The sequence below is a fragment of the Chryseobacterium artocarpi genome, assembly GCF_001684975.1.
GTDB lineage: Bacteria > Bacteroidota > Bacteroidia > Flavobacteriales > Weeksellaceae > Chryseobacterium > Chryseobacterium artocarpi.
Map to the genome: position 1 here is coordinate 507,325 of NZ_MAYH01000034.1, position 18,914 is coordinate 526,238.

At 34.7% G+C, this 18,914-nt stretch carries 19 protein-coding genes and 8 tRNA genes; all 27 read right to left on the reverse strand.

Annotation, left to right across the window (positions count from 1 at the left end; genetic code table 11):
- Positions 1-97 precede the first annotated feature (97 nt).
- Complete coding sequence (locus tag BBI01_RS13835) at positions 98-520, reverse strand: hypothetical protein (RefSeq protein WP_123862151.1); 423 nt, start codon at positions 518-520, stop codon at positions 98-100.
- Between the two features lie 357 nt (positions 521-877).
- Positions 878-1,246 (reverse strand): 50S ribosomal protein L7/L12, encoded by a 369-nt coding sequence (gene rplL / locus BBI01_RS13840; RefSeq protein WP_065395250.1) that lies wholly within the window; start codon positions 1,244-1,246, stop codon positions 878-880.
- Positions 1,247-1,292: 46 nt separating this feature from the next.
- The gene (gene rplJ / locus BBI01_RS13845) at positions 1,293-1,880 is read right to left on the reverse strand and encodes a 50S ribosomal protein L10 (RefSeq protein WP_065395251.1); all 588 of its coding nucleotides are present in this window, start codon (positions 1,878-1,880) and stop codon (positions 1,293-1,295) included.
- Between the two features lie 17 nt (positions 1,881-1,897).
- On the reverse strand, positions 1,898-2,590 hold the full coding sequence (gene rplA, locus BBI01_RS13850) for a 50S ribosomal protein L1 (protein ID WP_047099699.1): 693 nt from the start codon (positions 2,588-2,590) through the stop codon (positions 1,898-1,900).
- Positions 2,591-2,602: 12 nt separating this feature from the next.
- Entirely contained in the window at positions 2,603-3,049 is a 447-nt protein-coding gene (gene rplK, locus BBI01_RS13855; protein ID WP_065395252.1) for a 50S ribosomal protein L11, read from the reverse strand.
- 359 nt (positions 3,050-3,408) lie between these two features.
- A complete protein-coding gene (locus BBI01_RS13860) occupies positions 3,409-4,077 on the reverse strand; it encodes a hypothetical protein (RefSeq protein WP_065395253.1) in 669 nt (222 codons plus the stop codon).
- A gap of 6 nt (positions 4,078-4,083) precedes the next feature.
- A complete protein-coding gene (locus tag BBI01_RS13865) occupies positions 4,084-4,728 on the reverse strand; it encodes a hypothetical protein (protein ID WP_065395254.1) in 645 nt (214 codons plus the stop codon).
- A 17-nt stretch (positions 4,729-4,745) separates the two neighbouring features.
- Positions 4,746-5,366: a hypothetical protein gene (locus tag BBI01_RS13870; RefSeq protein ID WP_065395255.1), complete on the reverse strand. Its 621-nt coding sequence runs from the start codon at positions 5,364-5,366 to the stop codon at positions 4,746-4,748.
- Positions 5,367-5,999: 633 nt separating this feature from the next.
- Positions 6,000-6,542 (reverse strand): transcription termination/antitermination protein NusG, encoded by a 543-nt coding sequence (gene nusG, locus BBI01_RS13875; protein WP_065395256.1) that lies wholly within the window; start codon positions 6,540-6,542, stop codon positions 6,000-6,002.
- 21 nt (positions 6,543-6,563) lie between these two features.
- A complete protein-coding gene (gene secE / locus BBI01_RS13880) occupies positions 6,564-6,770 on the reverse strand; it encodes a preprotein translocase subunit SecE (RefSeq protein ID WP_002976410.1) in 207 nt (68 codons plus the stop codon).
- 12 nt (positions 6,771-6,782) lie between these two features.
- A tRNA-Trp gene (locus BBI01_RS13885) sits at positions 6,783-6,853 on the reverse strand.
- A 54-nt stretch (positions 6,854-6,907) separates the two neighbouring features.
- Positions 6,908-8,113, reverse strand: a complete 1,206-nt coding sequence (tuf, locus tag BBI01_RS13890; protein ID WP_045501120.1) for an elongation factor Tu — start codon at positions 8,111-8,113, stop codon at positions 6,908-6,910.
- A 263-nt stretch (positions 8,114-8,376) separates the two neighbouring features.
- Positions 8,377-11,478 carry an efflux RND transporter permease subunit gene (locus tag BBI01_RS13895; protein ID WP_065395257.1) on the reverse strand — a complete coding sequence of 1,034 codons (3,102 nt, stop codon included), beginning with the start codon at positions 11,476-11,478 and terminating at the stop codon, positions 8,377-8,379.
- A 61-nt stretch (positions 11,479-11,539) separates the two neighbouring features.
- Positions 11,540-12,625, reverse strand: a complete 1,086-nt coding sequence (locus BBI01_RS13900; protein ID WP_065395258.1) for an efflux RND transporter periplasmic adaptor subunit — start codon at positions 12,623-12,625, stop codon at positions 11,540-11,542.
- A gap of 3 nt (positions 12,626-12,628) precedes the next feature.
- Entirely contained in the window at positions 12,629-13,870 is a 1,242-nt protein-coding gene (locus BBI01_RS13905; RefSeq protein WP_083190108.1) for a TolC family protein, read from the reverse strand.
- Positions 13,871-14,094: 224 nt separating this feature from the next.
- A complete protein-coding gene (locus BBI01_RS13910; RefSeq protein ID WP_065395259.1) occupies positions 14,095-15,459 on the reverse strand; it encodes an ATP-binding protein in 1,365 nt (454 codons plus the stop codon).
- A 3-nt stretch (positions 15,460-15,462) separates the two neighbouring features.
- Positions 15,463-16,143: a response regulator transcription factor gene (locus BBI01_RS13915; RefSeq protein ID WP_065395260.1), complete on the reverse strand. Its 681-nt coding sequence runs from the start codon at positions 16,141-16,143 to the stop codon at positions 15,463-15,465.
- 127 nt (positions 16,144-16,270) lie between these two features.
- Positions 16,271-16,342 (reverse strand) — tRNA-Thr (locus tag BBI01_RS13920).
- 38 nt (positions 16,343-16,380) lie between these two features.
- Positions 16,381-16,456: transfer RNA gene (locus tag BBI01_RS13925), tRNA-Gly, on the reverse strand.
- A gap of 87 nt (positions 16,457-16,543) precedes the next feature.
- A tRNA-Tyr gene (locus tag BBI01_RS13930) sits at positions 16,544-16,624 on the reverse strand.
- Between the two features lie 20 nt (positions 16,625-16,644).
- A tRNA-Thr gene (locus tag BBI01_RS13935) sits at positions 16,645-16,718 on the reverse strand.
- An 86-nt stretch (positions 16,719-16,804) separates the two neighbouring features.
- Positions 16,805-16,880, reverse strand: a tRNA-Gly gene (locus tag BBI01_RS13940).
- Positions 16,881-16,967: 87 nt separating this feature from the next.
- Positions 16,968-17,048: transfer RNA gene (locus BBI01_RS13945), tRNA-Tyr, on the reverse strand.
- A 20-nt stretch (positions 17,049-17,068) separates the two neighbouring features.
- Positions 17,069-17,142, reverse strand: a tRNA-Thr gene (locus BBI01_RS13950).
- A gap of 110 nt (positions 17,143-17,252) precedes the next feature.
- Entirely contained in the window at positions 17,253-17,543 is a 291-nt protein-coding gene (locus BBI01_RS13955; RefSeq protein ID WP_065395261.1) for an HPF/RaiA family ribosome-associated protein, read from the reverse strand.
- Positions 17,540-18,427 carry a tyrosine-type recombinase/integrase gene (locus BBI01_RS13960; protein ID WP_065395262.1) on the reverse strand — a complete coding sequence of 296 codons (888 nt, stop codon included), beginning with the start codon at positions 18,425-18,427 and terminating at the stop codon, positions 17,540-17,542. Before BBI01_RS13960 ends, BBI01_RS13955 begins: the two co-directional genes overlap by 4 nt.
- Before the next feature lie 79 nt (positions 18,428-18,506).
- Entirely contained in the window at positions 18,507-18,704 is a 198-nt protein-coding gene (gene rpsU, locus BBI01_RS13965) for a 30S ribosomal protein S21 (RefSeq protein ID WP_034687383.1), read from the reverse strand.
- Positions 18,705-18,914: the final 210 nt, after the last annotated feature.

Sequence of the window (18,914 nt, forward strand, 5' to 3'; positions counted from 1 at the left end):
TTTATTTCAAGATAATTCTCTCCTTTTTTCATTTAAATTATAAATGAAAAGAAAAATTCATAACCCAACTTGGGATTCGTAAAAAATATAGAAGATGTTAAGCTAAGAAGGCTAACGAGGATTTATCAGGGATTTTATTGATTAATTTAAAGCCATCGACCAGTTTAAAATTAATCATACTAAACCTGTTGATCTTTTTAAATACGGTTGTTGTAAAATAGCTACCCATAAAAAATATCCATCCTTGTTTATCGGGTGTCGATCTAGCATCATCTAGATCATATGTGACAGATTCTGTATCACCGGAAATAGGGACGTTATTCTGAATATTGGTTTCACTAGATATTTTATGAGTGGAAATATTAGCAAAGCTTCTATGCTGGTCATATTTACCATTCAAAGTTTTCATTCCCTGATAAAGATTTCTAGAGTCTGTTAAAGAGGTATTGGTACAGTGGGTGAGATTATTTTGTACATCTGCATAGCATTGCAGTTCTGAGCTGCATATTGTAACAAGCAAAAATTTAGTGCTTAATTTCTCTATAGTCAGCATTAGCAATAAGAGTGCTAGGCTACTACAGGAAAAAAAATAAATTCTATCCATTTGTGTTGTGTTTTTTCCTATCACAAATATAGTATTTTTTCAAACAAAACAATATTTTAATAACAAAAACATATCGATTCAAACAAAAACACAATATTAAAAACAAAATAAACAATGAATAAATGATTAATTAATAATAATAAATATATTATTACATTATAAGGTGCAATAATATATTAATACATTTAAGAAATAAATTATCATTAAAAAATTACAAACAAAAAAAGCCTGAGCATTTTGCTCAGGCTTCTTATATTTATAATAAAATTGAAATTACTTCAATTCTACTTCAGCACCAGCTTCTTCTAATTGCTTCTTAAGAGCTTCAGCTTCGTCTTTAGAAACTCCTTCTTTGATTGGAGCAGGAGCACCGTCTACGATGTCTTTAGCTTCTTTAAGACCAGCACCAGTTAAATCTTTTACTAATTTAACGATAGCTAATTTAGAAGCACCTGCAGACTTAAGAATTACGTCGAATTCAGTCTTTTCTTCAGCAGCTTCACCTGCTCCACCTGCAGCAACAACTACAGCAGCAGCAGCTGGCTCAATTCCGTACTCATCCTTAAGGATAGTAGCTAATTCGTTTACGTCTTTTACAGTTAGGTTTACTAGCGTTTCAGCTAAATTTTTTAAATCTGACATTGTTGTAATGTTTTTGTTGATTATTTATTTAATTTTTTGAGTATAATTATTCAGCACTTGTTTCTTCAGTGCTTTCTGCAGCAGCTTCAGGAGCTTCAGCAGCAGGAGTTTCTTCAACTACAGGAGCAACTTCTTCAGCTTTAGCTTCTACAGTTTCAGGTTTGTTTTGAAGAGCAGAAACAACTCTTTGGATTGGAGACTGAAGTAATCCGATGATTTCACCGATCATTTCTTCTCTAGACTTGATGTTAGCCAACATGTCTAGGTTGTTGTCACCTAAGTAGAAAGTTTCCTGAACAAAAGCAGACTTTAAAGCTGGCTTTTCTTCTTTCTTTCTGAATCCTTGGATTAACTTAGCAGGAGCGTTTGCTGTATCAGCAATCATCAACGCTGAGTTTCCTTTGAAAGTAGGGAACATTTCAGAGTAATCTACTCCTTCAATTTGTTCCATTGCTTTCTGTAAAAGTGTATTTTTTACAACTTTTACTTTGATATTTTGCTTGAAAGCCTGTCTTCTGAAGTCAGAAGATTTACCAGCGTTCAAACCGTCTAAATCTGCTACGTATACTACTTTTGCATCCTGAAGCAAATCTTTGATCTCTTGTATTGCTACAACTTTTTGGTCTTTTGTCATTGTCTTAAGGATTATTATTAGTTAACAGATTTAGTATCAATTGCAATACCTGGGCTCATTGTAGAAGACAAATAGATAGACTTCACATAAGTTCCTTTAGCAGCAGTTGGCTTCATTTTGATCAATGTAGAGATCAATTCCTGCGCATTTTCTTTGATCTTAGCAGCATCGAAAGATACTTTACCAATACCAGCGTGGATGATACCATACTTGTCTACTTTGAAATCAATTTTACCTGCTTTCACTTCAGTTACTGCTTTACCAATTTCCATTGTTACAGTTCCTGATTTAGGGTTTGGCATTAGACCTCTTGGACCTAACACTCTACCTAATGGACCTAATTTACCCATTACAGCTGGCATAGTAACGATAACGTCAACATCTGTCCAACCTTCTTTAATTTTTTGTAAATATTCGTCAAGACCTACATAATCAGCACCAGCAGCTTTAGCTTCTGCTTCTTTATCTGGAGTTACTAAAGCTAAAACTTTAACATCTTTACCAGTACCGTGAGGAAGAGATACAACACCTCTTACCATTTGGTTTGCTTTTCTAGGGTCTACTCCTAATCTTACAGCGATATCTACTGAAGCATCAAACTTTGTAGTGTTCACTTCTTTTACAAGAGCTGAACCTTCTTCAAGGTTATAGATTCTTCCTTTTTCTACTTTGCTTAAAGCTTCCTTTTGCTTTTTAGTCAATTTTGCCATTTCTAAATAGTTTTAAGCGTTAAAAGTTGGTTTAGCTCCTGTTACTCTTAATCCCATAGATCTAGCAGTACCTGCAACCATAGAAACCGCAGAGTCCATTGTGAAACAGTTAAGATCCGCCATTTTATCTTCAGCGATTTTCTTTACTTGTTCCCAAGTTACAGAACCTACTTTGTTTCTGTTTGGTTCACCAGAACCTCCCTTGATTTTAGCCGCATCCATTAACTGGATCGCTGCAGGTGGAGTTTTAATAACGAATTCAAAAGATTTGTCTTCGTATACTGTAATTACTACAGGTAAAACTTGCCCTGGCTTATCTTGGGTTCTTCCGTTAAATTGCTTACAAAACTCCATGATGTTCACACCTGCAGAACCCAATGCTGGACCTACTGGTGGAGAAGGGTTAGCTGCGCCACCTTTCACCTGAAGCTTTACCATTTTAAAGACTTTCTTAGCCATTGTTTGTTTTTTAAATTTGAATAATTAATGAGTTTGGAAGCATTTATTATTCAGCAGGTTATCTTACTCACCTATGATAAGCCTACTTTTTGGACTGCAAAAGTATAAAATATTTTTGAAACTACAAACGGATAACGCTGATTTTTAAAAAGTTTTATGTTTTTTTTCTGAAAATCATTTTCAAGCTCAATAGTTTATAAGCTCTATGGTTTAGTATTCAGAAGTGAAATTAAAAAATCATAACATTACCTGAATTATCTAACGCTATTTTAGGACGTGACAATTATTTACATTAAAAAGCCAGACTACTTTTCAATAGCCTGGCTTTTTCCTTTATACTTGTTTTTGTGTTTTCCTATTTAAAAACCGGATGGTTTATTAATAGTTTGTGTTGATCCATCAGTTCCTTTCAGATCTGCATTGATATCATTAATGTTATGTTTTGTAATCAATCTTTTATAAACCATCAGATAAAGATCCACTGTAAAATTGTTATAATCTCTTTGCAGACCTGCAGATGTATTGGCAATAATTCTACTGTCTGTAAATCTAGCTCTGATATGCCAGGTTCCATTACTTTTGAATGCTACAACATCAGGAGACCCCTGTTTATTATCATTCACTCCATTATTACCATAATCAAGCATCACATTTGTATTCCAATTATTAAGTTTGAAAGAATAGTTATGAAGCACAACCAGGAAATTATTCGTATCTATTTTTGTATCATAATCTGCAATACCGTCTCCTGAAACATTCGTAAGGGTAAGTTTAATATAATTGAATAATCCACTGCTTTCTAAATTCGGATCATAAATTTGTAATGCATTTTCTGATGTAGCCAAAAAACTTCCTCCAGTCATCGTAGGTTCTCCAGGATTTCTAAGGTATAAGGAATTAGTATATGTTTTACCATTTACATCAAGTGTTTCTGTAGGTTTATCTGTTTTGATTCCTACTCTACCGGTCTGGGCATTGAAAAATACACCCAACCCTATCATCATTGTAATATAAATTTTTCTTATCATGTTTTATTATTGAAGCCCAAGAGGCGTATTGGTTGATACTCCGGAAAAAGAAGGTGATGCTGATGCTGAAACTGAGCCAGTAACTGTTCCCCAATCTTTTATCAATGATTTTTCAAATACATTTAAGGTAAGAGTCCATGTTCCGTTTTGTGCAGATACTGTACCCGCTCCTTTAAAACTTAAATTAATAGCCTGATAAGTTTTTCCATCTTTCTGTACTTTTGTTACCTCAGTAGAATATGCACCATATAATCTTGAGGTAGAATTAGTAGTAGCTGATACGGCATCAGAAAAAACAGCTCCTGTAATAGCAACTACATATTTATCAGCATCCAATCCGGTATTTAGATTGACAACTTCATCTTGTTTTACATTTTTCAAAACAACGGTATACATATTTACCGGAGCTACATTACGAAGGGTAATATCCAATAGTTTAACTTTTCCTACTGGTGAGCTGTCTTTTGAACGAGTAAGTAATAAATAATTTCCTTTTGCTGTAGTATTTTCAGTATCCACTAAATAAGATTCTACTAAGGTTTCACCTTCAACATCTAAAGTTCCTTTTGGATTAGCTGTATTAATTCCAACCTGAGCTTTTAAGCCAAAAGAGGCAACAGCCACAAAGAATAATGCGGTAATTTTTTTCATTATGATATTATGTTTTTTTATTGAATTAAAGGAGCAGCTGCTGCACCTGTTGTGGAAGCTTTCATATCTTGAGTAGAATTAACTTCTCTTGCATATGATCTATCATAAACCAATAGGTTCAGAGTCCATTCTCCGGTAGGCAATGTAGATGCTGGAGAAAAACCTTCATAATCTGCCTTTAATTTCCAGGTTGTCCCTGTTGAATAAGCAAATATCTGAGGTACCGGAGTAACCCAATCTGCAGTATTGGTTCTTATTGGTTGAGTAAATCCGAAAGAAGAGATTACGACCAGAAATTTTTTAGAATTAATTTTGGTATCAAATTCATTTACCCAATCTTTATCTGAAGGATCACAAGCAATCTTAAACTGAATAATATTAATAGGTGCCGGTGAATTAGGAACAAAAGAGTCATTATATGCTGTAATTTTATTCTCTGGTACCGGGGATTTGATAATGAAAGTATAGTTTTCGCTAGCACCCAGTTTTTCCATTGGCTTTTTGAAAACCATTCCTGACGTTTTCATGGTCCCATTAACAGTAAGTTCCTTTTCCGGTTTTTCAGTATTAATACCAACTTGAGCACTCATGAATACTGTTGTACTCATAAAAAGAATCGTCGAAATAATTTTTGTCATTGTGTAGTGTGTTTAATTTTTAACGTTTCTCTTAAAAACACCATGGTTTAAATTTAAAACTCAAGAATGTTCCGTACATGTGCTGAGCCATGTACTAAATGAGAAAATAGAAAGTTTTATGGGTTAATTATCGAGTAAGTTGCAATAAGCATGCCATATATAGGAAAGGAAAGCCTAGGAAAGTCCATGAATAAAGGAAAATATAATTTTATCTCAACTATGTGATTAATAAATATCATCTAATCCCTTTGTATAGGCACTACACTTTAGTTTAGTTTTTAAATTTTTAATAAAAAAATATTTAAAAAATTATTTAAAATTAAATAAACACTAAAAAATATATCTGTTTTTTTTCAATAATTAATTATTATAGAAAATTAAACTTTTGAATCTTACTAAATTTTGTTCATATATATGCTTGAACATGATTAGAAATCAATGAATGATAACCTAATCTAAGCTGTATACCTACAACCTATTTTTCACATCACATACATGAAATTATATGTTTGTAATAAGTAATATTTCTAAAAAAACAAATGAACTGATTAAACTGATCGCATTACACAAAATTTATAAACAAAAAAAGACCGCTTAAATAGCAGTCTTTTTATATTTTATAAAGTATTGATTTTATACTTTTTCTACTTGCATGTAGCTTAATTCCATTGGAGTTTTTCTACCGAAGATTAATACAGAAACTTCAATTTTCTTTTTATCTTCAAGTATTTTTTCAACTGTACCATTGAATCCGTTGAAAGGACCATCGATCACTTTTACGTTTTCACCTACTACATAAGGAATTTCAACATCACTTGCGAATTCTGAAAGTTCATCCATTCTTCCAAGCATTCTGTTCACTTCTGATTTTCTCATTGGAACAGGATCTCCACCTTTAGTTAAACTTAAGAAAGAAATAACACCAGGGATGTTTTTGATAACGTGAGGAATCTCTCCCATCAGTTCAGCTTCAATCATCAAGTATCCAGGATAGTAAGGTCTCTCTTTAGGAACTTTTTTTCCGTTTCTAATCTGGATTACCTTTTCCATAGGAATAACCACTTGAGTAACGTACTGCTCAAACCCTAAACGTTTGATTTCTGTCTCAATATAGTTTTTCACTTTATTTTCCTGTCCGCTGATAGCTTTCAGCACATACCATTTCAATTCGCTCATTTTGGGAAAATACTTTTATAATTAATTGAACAAGTTGATTAGCATACCAATGATGTTGCTAATTGCTTTTGAAAACAATTCATCAACTCCAAAAGTAAATAAAGCCAAGATCACTGTCGCAATAGTCACTACAATTGTAGAAGACTGAAGGTCAGCCCATTTCGGCCATTCAACTTTATGTCTGAATTCGTTATAAGAACCTTTTAAAAAATCGACAAATGAACTCATAATTTATATTTGCACGGGCACAAGGATTCGAACCCTGATCAACGGTTTTGGAGACCGGTATCCTACCATTGGACGATGCCCGTAGTTAAAAAGCTTCCGAGAGTTTCCTTTCGGAAGCTTAATTTATTTTAAGATGATTAGTCTAAGATTTCAGTAACCTGACCTGAACCAACTGTTCTACCACCTTCTCTGATCGCGAATCTAAGACCCTCGTTAAGAGCGATTGGTTGTAACAATTCTACAGTGATCTCTAAGTTATCACCAGGCATTACCATTTCTACACCTTCTGGTAAGAAGATCTCACCTGTAACGTCAGTAGTTCTTACGTAGAACTGAGGACGGTACTTGTTGTGGAATGGAGTGTGACGTCCACCTTCTTCTTTAGAAAGGATATAAACAGATGCTTTGAATTTCTTGTGAGGTTTCACAGAGTCTTTCTTAGCGATTACCATACCTCTCTTGATGTCAGTTTTTTCAATACCTCTCAACAATAGACCTACGTTATCACCAGCTTCACCTCTGTCTAGGATTTTTCTGAACATCTCAACTCCTGTAATAGTAGAAGTTAATTTTTCTTCACCCATACCAACGATATCAACTGGATCTCCAGTGTTGATAACACCAGCCTCGATTCTACCAGTTGCTACAGTACCTCTACCTGTAATAGAGAATACGTCTTCGATTGGCATCAAGAATGGCTTGTCAGTATCTCTTACTGGCTCGTCGATCCACTCATCAACTGCATCCATAAGAGCTTCAACAGTTTTGAACCACTTATCTTCTGAGTCACCGTTAGTAGCTGCAGTAAGTGCTCCAAGAGCTGAACCTTGGATTACTGGAGAGTTATCTCCATCAAAGTCATAAGTAGCTAATAGATCTCTAAGTTCCATTTCAACAAGCTCTAACAATTCTGGATCATCCACCATGTCAACTTTGTTCATGAAAACAACGATCTTAGGTACGTTTACCTGACGGCAAAGTAGGATATGTTCTCTAGTTTGAGGCATTGGACCATCAGTTGCAGCACATACTACGATAGCTCCATCCATCTGAGCAGCACCAGTTACCATGTTCTTAACATAGTCGGCGTGACCTGGACAGTCAACGTGAGCATAGTGTCTTTTTACAGTTTCATACTCGATGTGAGCAGTATTGATAGTGATCCCTCTTTCTTTTTCTTCTGGAGCAGAGTCAATTGAAGAGAAGTCTTTTTTCTCAGCAAGACCTTTGCTAGCTAATACAGCAGAAATAGCAGCTGTAAGAGTAGTTTTACCATGGTCAACGTGACCAATAGTACCAATGTTCAAGTGTGGTTTGTTACGATTAAACGTTTCCTTTGCCATGATTTAAAATTATTTATTTATTGTTTTTCAAATTTTCGGTGTGCAAATATAATGAATTTTTAAATACCAAAAACTTTTTATTCAAAAAACTTTCAATATTCTCATCCGATGAAGGACAAACCTTATATTTCGATGCATTGAGACTGCAAATTTACACATTTTTCCGGATTGAAAAAATCTTTCTTAGACCTTTTATATGACCTTTCATGAAAAAGCCTGAAATACAGAATATTCCAGGCTCAATTAATATATAAAATGAAAGATTATGAGACTGTACTTAGCCTTTTTGTCATGTTAAAGATCCAGAAAATAATTGGAAAAATAAGCAGAGTTAGTACTGTTGCCGTAATAAGTCCTCCAATAATTACAATAGCTAATGGCTTTTGAGATTCAGAACCGATTCCTGTGGATAGAGCTGCCGGCATTAATCCTATAGATGCCATAAGAGCGGTCATGATTACCGGTCTGGTTCTTGATTTCACTCCACTTAATATAGCATTATCTATATCCAGTCCGTTTTTAACATTCTGATGGAATTCTGTGATGAGAATTACTCCATTCTGTATACAGATTCCTAAAAGGGCTATCATTCCTACTCCTGCAGAAATCCCGAAATTCATTCCTGTAACATGGAGCGCAATAATTCCGCCAATCAATGCGAAAGGGACATTCGCCAGTACAAGAAGTGAATCTTTCATATTTCCAAAAAGAATAAATAAAAGGAAGAAAATCATTAGAATACTCACAGGAACTACCTGAGCCAACCTATGTGAAGCACGCTGCTGGTTTTCAAACTGCCCTGTCCATCCAACAGAATAACCGTCTGGAAATTCTATAGTTTCTACTTTTTTCTGTGCATCGGCAATTGTACTTCCCAAGTCTCTGTCTCGAATAGAAAATTTTATACCGATATATCTTTTAATATCATCTCTGTAAATAAAGGCTGCTCCATTATCTTTAACAATAGTACTAATCTCTTTTAAAGGGATTTTTGCACCATCCTGAGTAGGAACCATCAATGAGGCAATATCATTTTCATTTTTTCTGTATTCTTCGGAATAACGAAGACGGATCGGGAATTTTCTTTCGCCATCAAACATTTCTGAAGCTGTTTTTCCTCCAAATGCCATTTCCAAAACAGATTGTGCATCATCAGGCATTACTCCGTAAGCTGCCATTTTATCTCTATCCAAAACTACACTTACCTCGGGCTGACCTATGTTTTTAATGATACCCGGATCTTTTACTCCGTCTACATTTTTAATTTTTGCCAATACCTCATGAGCCAATTTATCAAGTGTCTCCAGATTATCACCGTATATTTTGATCCCGTTTTCTGCTTTAAATCCTGCTACAGCTTCTGCTACGTTATCTGAAATAGGCTGAGAATAATTAAAAGTAATTCCCTGATAATTTCTTAGTTTATTATCTATTTCATTGATTAATTCATCGTAGGTTATTTTTCTTTTCCATTCTTCTCGTGGCTTAAGGTTCACCGCAAACTGTACAAAACCAAATCCATTCGGGTCTGTTCCGTCGTTACTTCTACCGGTTTGTGCCAGAACATCGGTTACTTCAGAGAAACTCATAATATCTTTCTTAAGAAGGTTGGCTGTCTTCAATGATTCTTTTAGAGATGAGCTCATCGGCATTTCAGCAGTAATCCAAAGTGAACCTTCATTCAACTGTGGTAAGAATTCTGTTCCTAGAAACTTTCCTGAAAATAAAGTAATGGCTAAAAACGAAGTAGCAATAATCATACTTAATTTTTTGTGTTTGAATGTAATATTGAATCCTTTCAATACAATTCTATCCCAAAAATTCACAAATGGATTGTTCTTTTCTTTAACATTTTTATTTAAAAGAAGATGAGAAAGTACAGGAACCAGTGTTAAAGTGAATATCAAAGCGCCTATCAATGCAAATCCTAATGTAAATGCTAACGGTGAAAACATTTTACCTTCTACTTTCTGGAATGAGAAGATCGGAATCAAAGAGGTTATGATGATTAACTTTGAAAAGAAGATGGCTTTCCCTAATCCGGTTCCGGTTTGCTTGATCCAACCTCCTTTTGCCAGTTTATTGAATTTCTCCATTCCATATTTATGGGCTTTATGGTCGAGCATTACAAAGAGTCCTTCGACCATGACGACGGCTCCATCAATGATAATCCCGAAGTCTACTGCTCCCAGGGAAAGAAGATTGGCGCTCATTCCTGCAAGTTTTAAGCATAGGAAAGCAAATAGTAAGGATAAAGGTATGATGATGGAAACAATCAATGTTGTTCTCCAGTCTGCCATAAAAATCAAAACAATTACCGTTACCAATACAATTCCTTCGATAAGGTTGTGCATTACAGTATGAGTGGTAAAATCCATCAGGTTATCTCTGTCATAGAAAGTCACCATTTTTACATCCTTCGGAAGGATTTTCTCGTTGAGTTCTTTAATTTTTGCTTTTACACCTACAAGAACTTCTCTTGGATTTTCTCCTTTTCTCATCACAACAATTCCTTCTACGGTATCATCATGATTATTCAAAGCTGCCTGCCCTACTCTAGGCATAGAACTTTCATGAACCTCTGCCACATTTTTAACAAGAACAGGGTTTCCGCTATCATTCTGAATGGTAATATTTCCAATATCTGTAACAGATTTTACTAAGCCTATCCCTCTTACAACATATGCTTGTCCGTTCTTTTCAATAACATCTCCTCCTACGTTCAGATTACTCTTCGTAACCGCATCATAGACCTGAAGTGGTGTAAGATTGTATTTATCCAAAGCCCTGGGATCAATACTTAACTCGAATACTTTATCCTGTCCACCAAAAACGTTGATATCAGCAACTCCGGGAACTCCTCTTAAAGCACGGTCTATCACCCAATTTTGTAAGGTAAGCAGCTTACGTGAATCTTTTGTTTTACTCTCCAGCGTATATCTGAAGATTTCTCCGGTAGGCCCGTAGGGTGGCTGTACTTCAGGATCTACCTCATCAGGAAGGCTAATGGTTCTTAATTGGTTATTGACCTGATTTCTGGCAAAAGTATCATCCACCCCGTCGTCAAACAGAATCTTCACAATGGAAAGCCCAAACATCGTAGTACTTCTCACACTGGTTTTCTTCTGAACCGGGCTCATCGCCAATTCTATGGGTGTAGTGACAAAACGTTCTACTTCTTCCGCACTACGCCCGTTCCATTGGGTAATGATTACAATCTGGGTATTGGTTACATCCGGAAAAGCTTCAATGGGCATATTCTTGAAACTTATAAAACCTGCAATGGCTAAAATAGCAACCCAGATAAAGGTAAATGCTTTATTCTTTAATGAAAAAGCGATTATATTTTTAATGAATTTATTCATGATAGATACATTGATGACCTAAAAAAGCCGTTGAAAAAATTTATTTTAAATCATACAATTTTTAGCTGTTCAGAGAACGGTATATCAACAACTGATTATCAGTAATCACTTCTTCACCTTCTTTAAGCCCATCAGTAATATAAGTAACATCACCTACCTGCTTAAGTACTTTAATCTCTCTCACCTTCACATCTGTTCTGGATTTAAAAATCACAACGAAACTTTTGTTATCATCAAAAATGACAGCTTTAGACGGAACAGTAAGCATTGTATTACTTTCCAGGCTTGAGACTTTTATAGTTGCTTTACTATCAGGAATCAGTAAGCCATTGGCATTATCCAGCACTACTCTAGCCTGCATTGCATTGGTTTGCGGATCGATAATCTTAAAAATTTTGTCAATTTTACCATCGAAAACTTTGTCTGGATAAGAAAGTGTGGAAACCTGCGCCTTCATACCAAGGCTGATCTTATCTATATCTGATTCATTAACGTTCATGATAGCCCATACATTCGTGGTATTTGCCACATCAAAGATATTTTCACTTCGATCACTTCTAAGCTGCATATCTTTATTGATACTTTTCTGAACAATATATCCACTGATTGGAGCTACAACACTATAAATATTTCCTCTATTTACATTATAAACCGTACTTACTGCTGTAGCACGCTGCAATTGATCTTCCGCTTTCTGTAGTTGACTTTTGGCTTCCAGAACATCTCTTTCGGTATTCAGTTTTCCCTCATACAGTTCTTTAGCAACACGAAGGTTGTTCTTAGCGACCACCATATCTGTTTTTGCATCGCTTACATCTTTTTGAATTTCTGCGAGCTCCGTACTTCTTATTGTCGCCAGTACCTGCCCTTTTTTCACATAATCACCAAGCTCCACATTCACACTCATTACATTTCCTCCTACCAATGGATAAACATCGATATAACTATTTTTGTCTGCAGAAATTTTTCCGTAAAAGCTATACTCGTCTTCTATATTCTTTCTTTCAACTTTTGCCAGAGAAATAGAACTTAGCATGGTATTACTCAATTCAAACCCTTTTTTAGCTTGGTTGTTTTTTTCTTCCTCTTTTTTTGAACAGGCAATTAGAGATAATGCCATCAAGACAGGAATAATATAATTTTTCATTGTTTAATAGAAGATTTTCGTTTGTACTAGTTGATTGAGTTGTTCTGCCGACTGCATGATTTCGTTTTTCATATCGTAGATCTGAAGGGCAGTTTCACGGTAGCTGTCCATGAAATCTGTAAATTCAATAAGGTTTACATTTCCCTTTCTGAAATTGGTCATCATTCCGTTATACACCAGATCCATGTTCTGAAGGTCTGTTGTTTTTATATCAAGAAGCTGCTCGTATTGTGCTTTCCAGGTTTTATAAGCAGACTGAACTTTTGTTTCAAGGGTTATTTTTTGAAATTCTACTTTTTTTTGGTTCTGCTGAATTGCAAAATTCGCTTTCTCTACATTCCCTTGATTAGCTCTCCACAACGGCAAAGGAATTCCCAGTGTTAAATTGGCTTCATTATTAAAAGTTCCTCCAGCCTGATCCCATGCAGCTCCTACATTTAAATCCGGTACATTAAGAGATTTTTGCCATTGCGCATATAACTTACTGTTATCAACAAGCTTTAAATTAAACCGATAATCTGCGTTATTTTCCAATGCTTTGGCTTTAAGTTCTTCTTCATCTCCGAAAGGTTGTGCAGCAAGTGCTTCCTTAGCTTCAGACTCCGACATTACAGGCTCAATATCTTCTGATAGCCCTGTCAAAACCTTTAAGGTCTGTTCAAATTCCAGAATGTTTTTATTGATCTCAAGCTTATCATGGTTCAATTGAATCACCAGACTCTGAAGTCTCACAGCATCTTTAAGAGATACATTTCCTTTTGCCGACTGCACCCGATAAGCACTTAAAAGGTCATTCATATACCCTAATTGCTTATCTGTGTTCTCCAGTTTTAGTTTTTCGTAATAAAGATTGAAGTATGTAGTACGAAGCTGTGCTCTCAGATCAACCAGAAGCTGTGAAAACTGAAGTTGCGCCAATTCTTTATTAGATTTAGCAAAGGCTATTTCATTTTTCTTTTTACCTCCCATGTAAATCAATTGGGTAATTCCAGCTCCTTTTGAATGTCCTACATCAAAGAATTTCTTATCCTGAGGATTGTAAGCATTGAACTGCCCACTCAGTTGAGGAAGCTCCCAGATTTTAGCCTGCATTACATCTGCGTCTGCCATATTAATATTATATTGTTCGGCGAGCAGCTGAAGATTGTTCTTCTGAAAAGCTTCTTCGCAATCCAAAAGAGACATTTGCTGTTGTGCTGCCATGAATGAGGAAACGGCAAGACACAGCACTGCAATTCTGTTCATTATTTTTTTTCTTTTTATTTACAAAATTGATCTGATGTAATTAAAAGAAACTTAAAGGATCCTTAAAAAAATATTAAAAATGCCCTGTAATAAATTATTTACAGAATATTCAACATGATATAAAAATGTTTTTTTTCTCTGAGTATTGAATTTTACTTCCAAAAATTAATCATTGGTTTAACAAAATAATGCACTATTTCTCCCGAATGAAAACTGGATAGCATTTATTTTTTGAAAATGACTGTAAATTTGTTCATAAATTCTAATGGAGAGGAATACACAATTTCCGCATCATGATATTCAAGAATTCGTTTTACAATTCTGAGCCCTAAACCAGAACCTGAAATATTCTGAGCATTATTGCCTCTTGTAAAAGCTTCAAACAATTTTGGCTGTTCGTCTTCAGAAATAGTATCACCATTAGAAATCACTTCTACTGAAAGGCGATCACTTGTTTCTATAATTAAAACTTTCACCTGGCTATTGTCTGAGTAAACGGCTGCATTTTTAAACAAATTAATAAAAACAATGACTAATAATGATTGAATCCCACGAATGGTAAGAAAAGCATTTTCAGAAGTATCTTCAGCAATCAAAAAATCCAGCTTAAGATCTGGGTAACTTTTCTCTACTGCTTCAAAAGCTTCAAAAATAACTTCATCAATTCTCACCTCTTCATAAATACTCTGAATATTTTCTTTATCGAACTTTGTAAGAAGTAATAATGAATTGGTAAGATCCGATAACTGATAAACATCCCTCTGAATTTGCTGTAAAGAAGACATGGTTTTTGGAGAATGCTCTTCAAATTTGATTAGGTTTTCAAGTTGAAAAGCCATTCTCGTAATCGGAGTTCTGATTTCATGTGAAGCACTTGCTGTAAAATCCTTTTGTGATTGAAATACATCATCAAGCCTTGTGATCATTGTATTAAATGAAGTTGCAAGAACACTGATTTCATCACTGGAATTCTGAACCGGAATCTGCGTTGTCAGCTTATGCGCTGTAACTTCTGAAATCTCCTTATTTAGATCTTCTAGCGGACGAAGAAATTTTTCAACAAAATAATAACTAAAAAACCCGATAAGAAGTGTACTCATTGCATATGAAGCAATCAAAAGATACTTAAGGTAATCAAGTTTTGATTTACCATTGGTATCAAAGGCACTCGTAAGGATATAATAATTTTCTCCATTAATATTTCTAAGAGCAGCATAGATTTCAGGAACCGTTTTTTCTGTATAAATAATTTTCTTTTTATCCAGTTCATTCAACATGGCATTATCCCATGTAACATTACGGTCTTTAATCGTACTATAGATAAGCTCTTTCTGATCATTGAAAATTAAAATCTTTTCATTCAAAAGAATATTATCAGAATTTTCATTGAAAAAAATGGGAGCTTCTTCCTCAAAATCCTTAGACTTCGAAATAAAATGTGTGGTGAACTCCAATCGCTGTCTGAACCTTTCTTTAAATTCATCTCTCCTGAAATCATTAAAAGATAAATAAATAACAGCCATCACCATTCCAAAAAGCAATGAAAAGGCAATACTGATCGTTAACGCTATCTTTCTTTTTAAAGACATTATCTATAATGGGCTTAGGTAATATCCGAAGCCTGAACGTGTGTGGATTAATTTTATTTTAAAATCTTTATCGATTTTTTTTCTTAGAAAGTTGATATATACTTCTACCGTGTTCGTATTGGTATTAAAATTATGTTCCCAAACGTGTTCTGTAATCTGTTGCTTGGATACAGTTCTTCCTTGTGCTTCTGCCAAATAAACCAATAATTGAAACTCCTTTAAGGTAAGAGTAATTTCATTCCCTCCACGATACACTTTCTGTTCAGTTTTATTAATGATCAGGTCGTCAACTCTGATAATGTCCTGATCAGCATTATCTGAAGGCATTTTTCTTCTTAATAAAGAATTAATTCTTAGAAGTAATTCTTCAAATTGAAATGGCTTTACCAGATAATCATCAGCAAGTCTTGTAAAGGCATCTTTTTTATCCGAGATGTCTCCATAAGCTGAAATAATAATGATAGGCGTATTCTTATCAAAAGAACGAATAGTCTGACAAACATCCAGCCCATTTATCTTAGGAACATTAATGTCCAGTAAATACAGATCATAAGTACTGTTCTTAATCTGGCGAAGAAAAGTTTCTCCGTCATAGATTTTATCACAGGTAAAATTGTTTGATTCTAAAAATCGGCAAAGCTCTGCAGAAAGAATAAGATCGTCTTCTAATAAAAGAATATTCATCAAAAATTATTTTACACGAATTTAGCGAAAATTTTCATGATTACTCTTTTTCTTGTGATCTGCTTTATTCTTTATCGTTAAAATTTGAGCAAAAAAAAATTCCCGAAGGAAATTCGGGAACTTCGAGAGCCAACTACGGGACTTGAACCCGTGACCTCTTCCTTACCAAGGAAGCACTCTACCGCTGAGCTAAGTCGGCACTAATTAAAAAAATCACACTAAAAAGCGTGATTTTTATGGAGCGGAAGACGGGGGTCGAACCCGCGACATTCAGCTTGGAAGGCTGACGCTCTACCAACTGAGCTACTTCCGCAATTTTGTTTCCAAAACTATTGGTAAACGCTGTGCAAAACTAAGAATTATTTTTTAATCTTGCAAGATTTTTTTCTAATATAAAATGTGGGGAGAGCAGGATTCGAACCTACGAAGCCGAAGCAACTGAGTTACAGTCAGTCCCATTTAGCCACTCTGGAATCTCCCCAGATATTTTATATTAAATTGAGCCTCCAGAGGGATTCGAACCCACGACCCCGAGATTACAAATCACGTGCTCTGGCCAACTGAGCTATGGAGGCATTTAATAATTTGACTGAAACTGATTGAGAAACTCTACTCTACACATTTCAGTGTTAAAAAACATCACCGTTTAAAGTGATTTTTATGGAGCGGAAGACGGGGGTCGAACCCGCGACATTCAGCTTGGAAGGCTGACGCTCTACCAACTGAGCTACTTCCGCAATTTTGTTTCCAAAACTATTGGTAAACGCTGTGCAAAACTAAGAATTATTTTTTAATCTTGCAAGATTTTTTTCTAATATAAAATGTGGGGAGAGCAGGATTCGAACCTACGAAGCCGAAGCAACTGAGTTACAGTCAGTCCCATTTAGCCACTCTGGAATCTCCCCAGATATTTTATATTAAATTGAGCCTCCAGAGGGATTCGAACCCACGACCCCGAGATTACAAATCACGTGCTCTGGCCAACTGAGCTATGGAGGCATTTAATAAAAAAGAATTCAAAAGATCGCTGTTCCTTTTTTGCGAGTGCAAATATAGAACAGATTTTTTGAATTCTCAAATATTTTATAAACTTTTTTTTAACTTTTTTTCTATGCCATTTCTTTTTTCTTGATTAATAGCTTTTTAGCTGTATCAACACAAAGGTCCAAACTTTCTTCAAAACTTGCCGAAGTCTTCTTTACTACGATATCATCACCCGGAACCGCCAAAATAATCTCGGCTGTCTTATTAGCTTTATCAGCATTATTTTCTACTTTTAGAAATACTTTACACTCTTGAATTTTGTCATAGAATGTATCTAGCTTACCTACTTTTTTGTCGATGTGTGATTCTAGTGGTTCGTGTGGAGTTAAACCAATTGATTGAACTGTGATCTTCATAATTCTTCTTTTTTTGATGCTCGAGGGTGAGCCTGATTAAACACTTTTTTCAATTGTTCAATATTAGCATTCGTATAGACTTGAGTACTGGCAAGACTGGAATGCCCTAATATTTTTTTTACTTTGGAGATCTCCGCCCCATTATCCAATACGTGAGTAGCAAAGCTATGCCGAAGGATGTGAGGACTTTTTTTTTCTTTTGTTGTAACAAGACTAAGGTACTTATTAACTACCACATAAACAAATTTTTCGTTGAGTTTTTTCCCTTTCTTGTTGACAAAGAAATATGATTTAAATTCTGTCTGTGGATTTCTTATTTCCAAATAACTTTTAAGAAGTTCAGACAAATCATTGGAAATAGGAACTACCCTTTGTTTATTCCCTTTTCCTATGATCCTTAATTCATTTTCATTTAAATCTACATGTTCAAATACCAGACCACAAAGTTCTGCCTTACGCATTCCTGTTTGATAAAGTACCTCTATTATAGATTTTTCCAATATATCATCGATATGATCAAACACGTGCTCACTAAGATCCGTCATTTCTTCTTTAGACATAGGAATCTGTTTTTCAGCATAAAACTTCAAGGAAGAAATCCCTTCGGTAGGAGAAACTTTGATCTCACCAATTTTTAAAAGAAATAGATAAAAACTTCTAAGAGATGAAAGTTTCCTGTTAATACTTCTTTTGGAAATATTATTCTCACTTAATTCAACAATAAAGTTTCTGATTATTTTCTTAGTTGCCTTGGTTATATCTTCTGAAGATTCAGTTCGCATATAGAAATGCAAAAAGTCGTCAAGGTCTTTTTTATAGCTTGTAATAGTATGAGGAGAATACCTCTTTTCGAACTGCAAATATTCTAAAAATTTATCCAGCATCGTTATCGTATAAAAACAAAAATTCACTTCTCAAATATAAGAATTTAAGAAGTGAATTAATATGTGGTTAAGAAAAATCTTAAGCCTGCTCTTCCTTGCTAAGTGCTCTTTGTTTGTAAGCCGCTTTTAATCTAGCTTGTCTTAACGTTACTGAAGGCTTAATGAACTGTTGTCTAGCTCTTAATTGACGAACTGTACCAGTTTTGTCAAATTTTCTTTTATATTTTTTTAATGCTCTGTCGATGGATTCACCATCTTTTACTGGAATTATTAACATATTTTACATCTCATTTTGGATTGCAAAACTAGGCATTATTTCTTAAAGTACAAAATATATTACCAGAAACAATCTATAATACTCTTTACACCTTTGCAAAAACCTAGTAACAAAGGTAGTTAACACCTTTTATTTTTTTATCCACAATTACCAAACATTTGAATTACAGGGACTGCATTATCTTTATTTTGATCTTATTTTTCATCAAAA

Coding starts and splice junctions, on each gene's coding strand:
- rplL (WP_065395250.1), bottom strand. CDS start 1,246: ATGTCAGATTTAAAAAATTTAGCTGAAACGCTAGTAAACCTAACTGTA.
- rplJ (WP_065395251.1), bottom strand. CDS start 1,880: ATGACAAAAGACCAAAAAGTTGTAGCAATACAAGAGATCAAAGATTTG.
- rplA (WP_047099699.1), bottom strand. CDS start 2,590: ATGGCAAAATTGACTAAAAAGCAAAAGGAAGCTTTAAGCAAAGTAGAA.
- rplK (WP_065395252.1), bottom strand. CDS start 3,049: ATGGCTAAGAAAGTCTTTAAAATGGTAAAGCTTCAGGTGAAAGGTGGC.
- BBI01_RS13860 (WP_065395253.1), bottom strand. CDS start 4,077: ATGATAAGAAAAATTTATATTACAATGATGATAGGGTTGGGTGTATTT.
- BBI01_RS13865 (WP_065395254.1), bottom strand. CDS start 4,728: ATGAAAAAAATTACCGCATTATTCTTTGTGGCTGTTGCCTCTTTTGGC.
- BBI01_RS13870 (WP_065395255.1), bottom strand. CDS start 5,366: ATGACAAAAATTATTTCGACGATTCTTTTTATGAGTACAACAGTATTC.
- nusG (WP_065395256.1), bottom strand. CDS start 6,542: ATGAGCGAATTGAAATGGTATGTGCTGAAAGCTATCAGCGGACAGGAA.
- secE (WP_002976410.1), bottom strand. CDS start 6,770: ATGAGTTCATTTGTCGATTTTTTAAAAGGTTCTTATAACGAATTCAGA.
- tuf (WP_045501120.1), bottom strand. CDS start 8,113: ATGGCAAAGGAAACGTTTAATCGTAACAAACCACACTTGAACATTGGT.
- BBI01_RS13895 (WP_065395257.1), bottom strand. CDS start 11,478: ATGAATAAATTCATTAAAAATATAATCGCTTTTTCATTAAAGAATAAA.
- BBI01_RS13900 (WP_065395258.1), bottom strand. CDS start 12,625: ATGAAAAATTATATTATTCCTGTCTTGATGGCATTATCTCTAATTGCC.
- BBI01_RS13905 (WP_083190108.1), bottom strand. CDS start 13,870: ATGAACAGAATTGCAGTGCTGTGTCTTGCCGTTTCCTCATTCATGGCA.
- BBI01_RS13910 (WP_065395259.1), bottom strand. CDS start 15,459: ATGTCTTTAAAAAGAAAGATAGCGTTAACGATCAGTATTGCCTTTTCA.
- BBI01_RS13915 (WP_065395260.1), bottom strand. CDS start 16,143: ATGAATATTCTTTTATTAGAAGACGATCTTATTCTTTCTGCAGAGCTT.
- BBI01_RS13955 (WP_065395261.1), bottom strand. CDS start 17,543: ATGAAGATCACAGTTCAATCAATTGGTTTAACTCCACACGAACCACTA.
- BBI01_RS13960 (WP_065395262.1), bottom strand. CDS start 18,427: ATGCTGGATAAATTTTTAGAATATTTGCAGTTCGAAAAGAGGTATTCT.
- rpsU (WP_034687383.1), bottom strand. CDS start 18,704: ATGTTAATAATTCCAGTAAAAGATGGTGAATCCATCGACAGAGCATTA.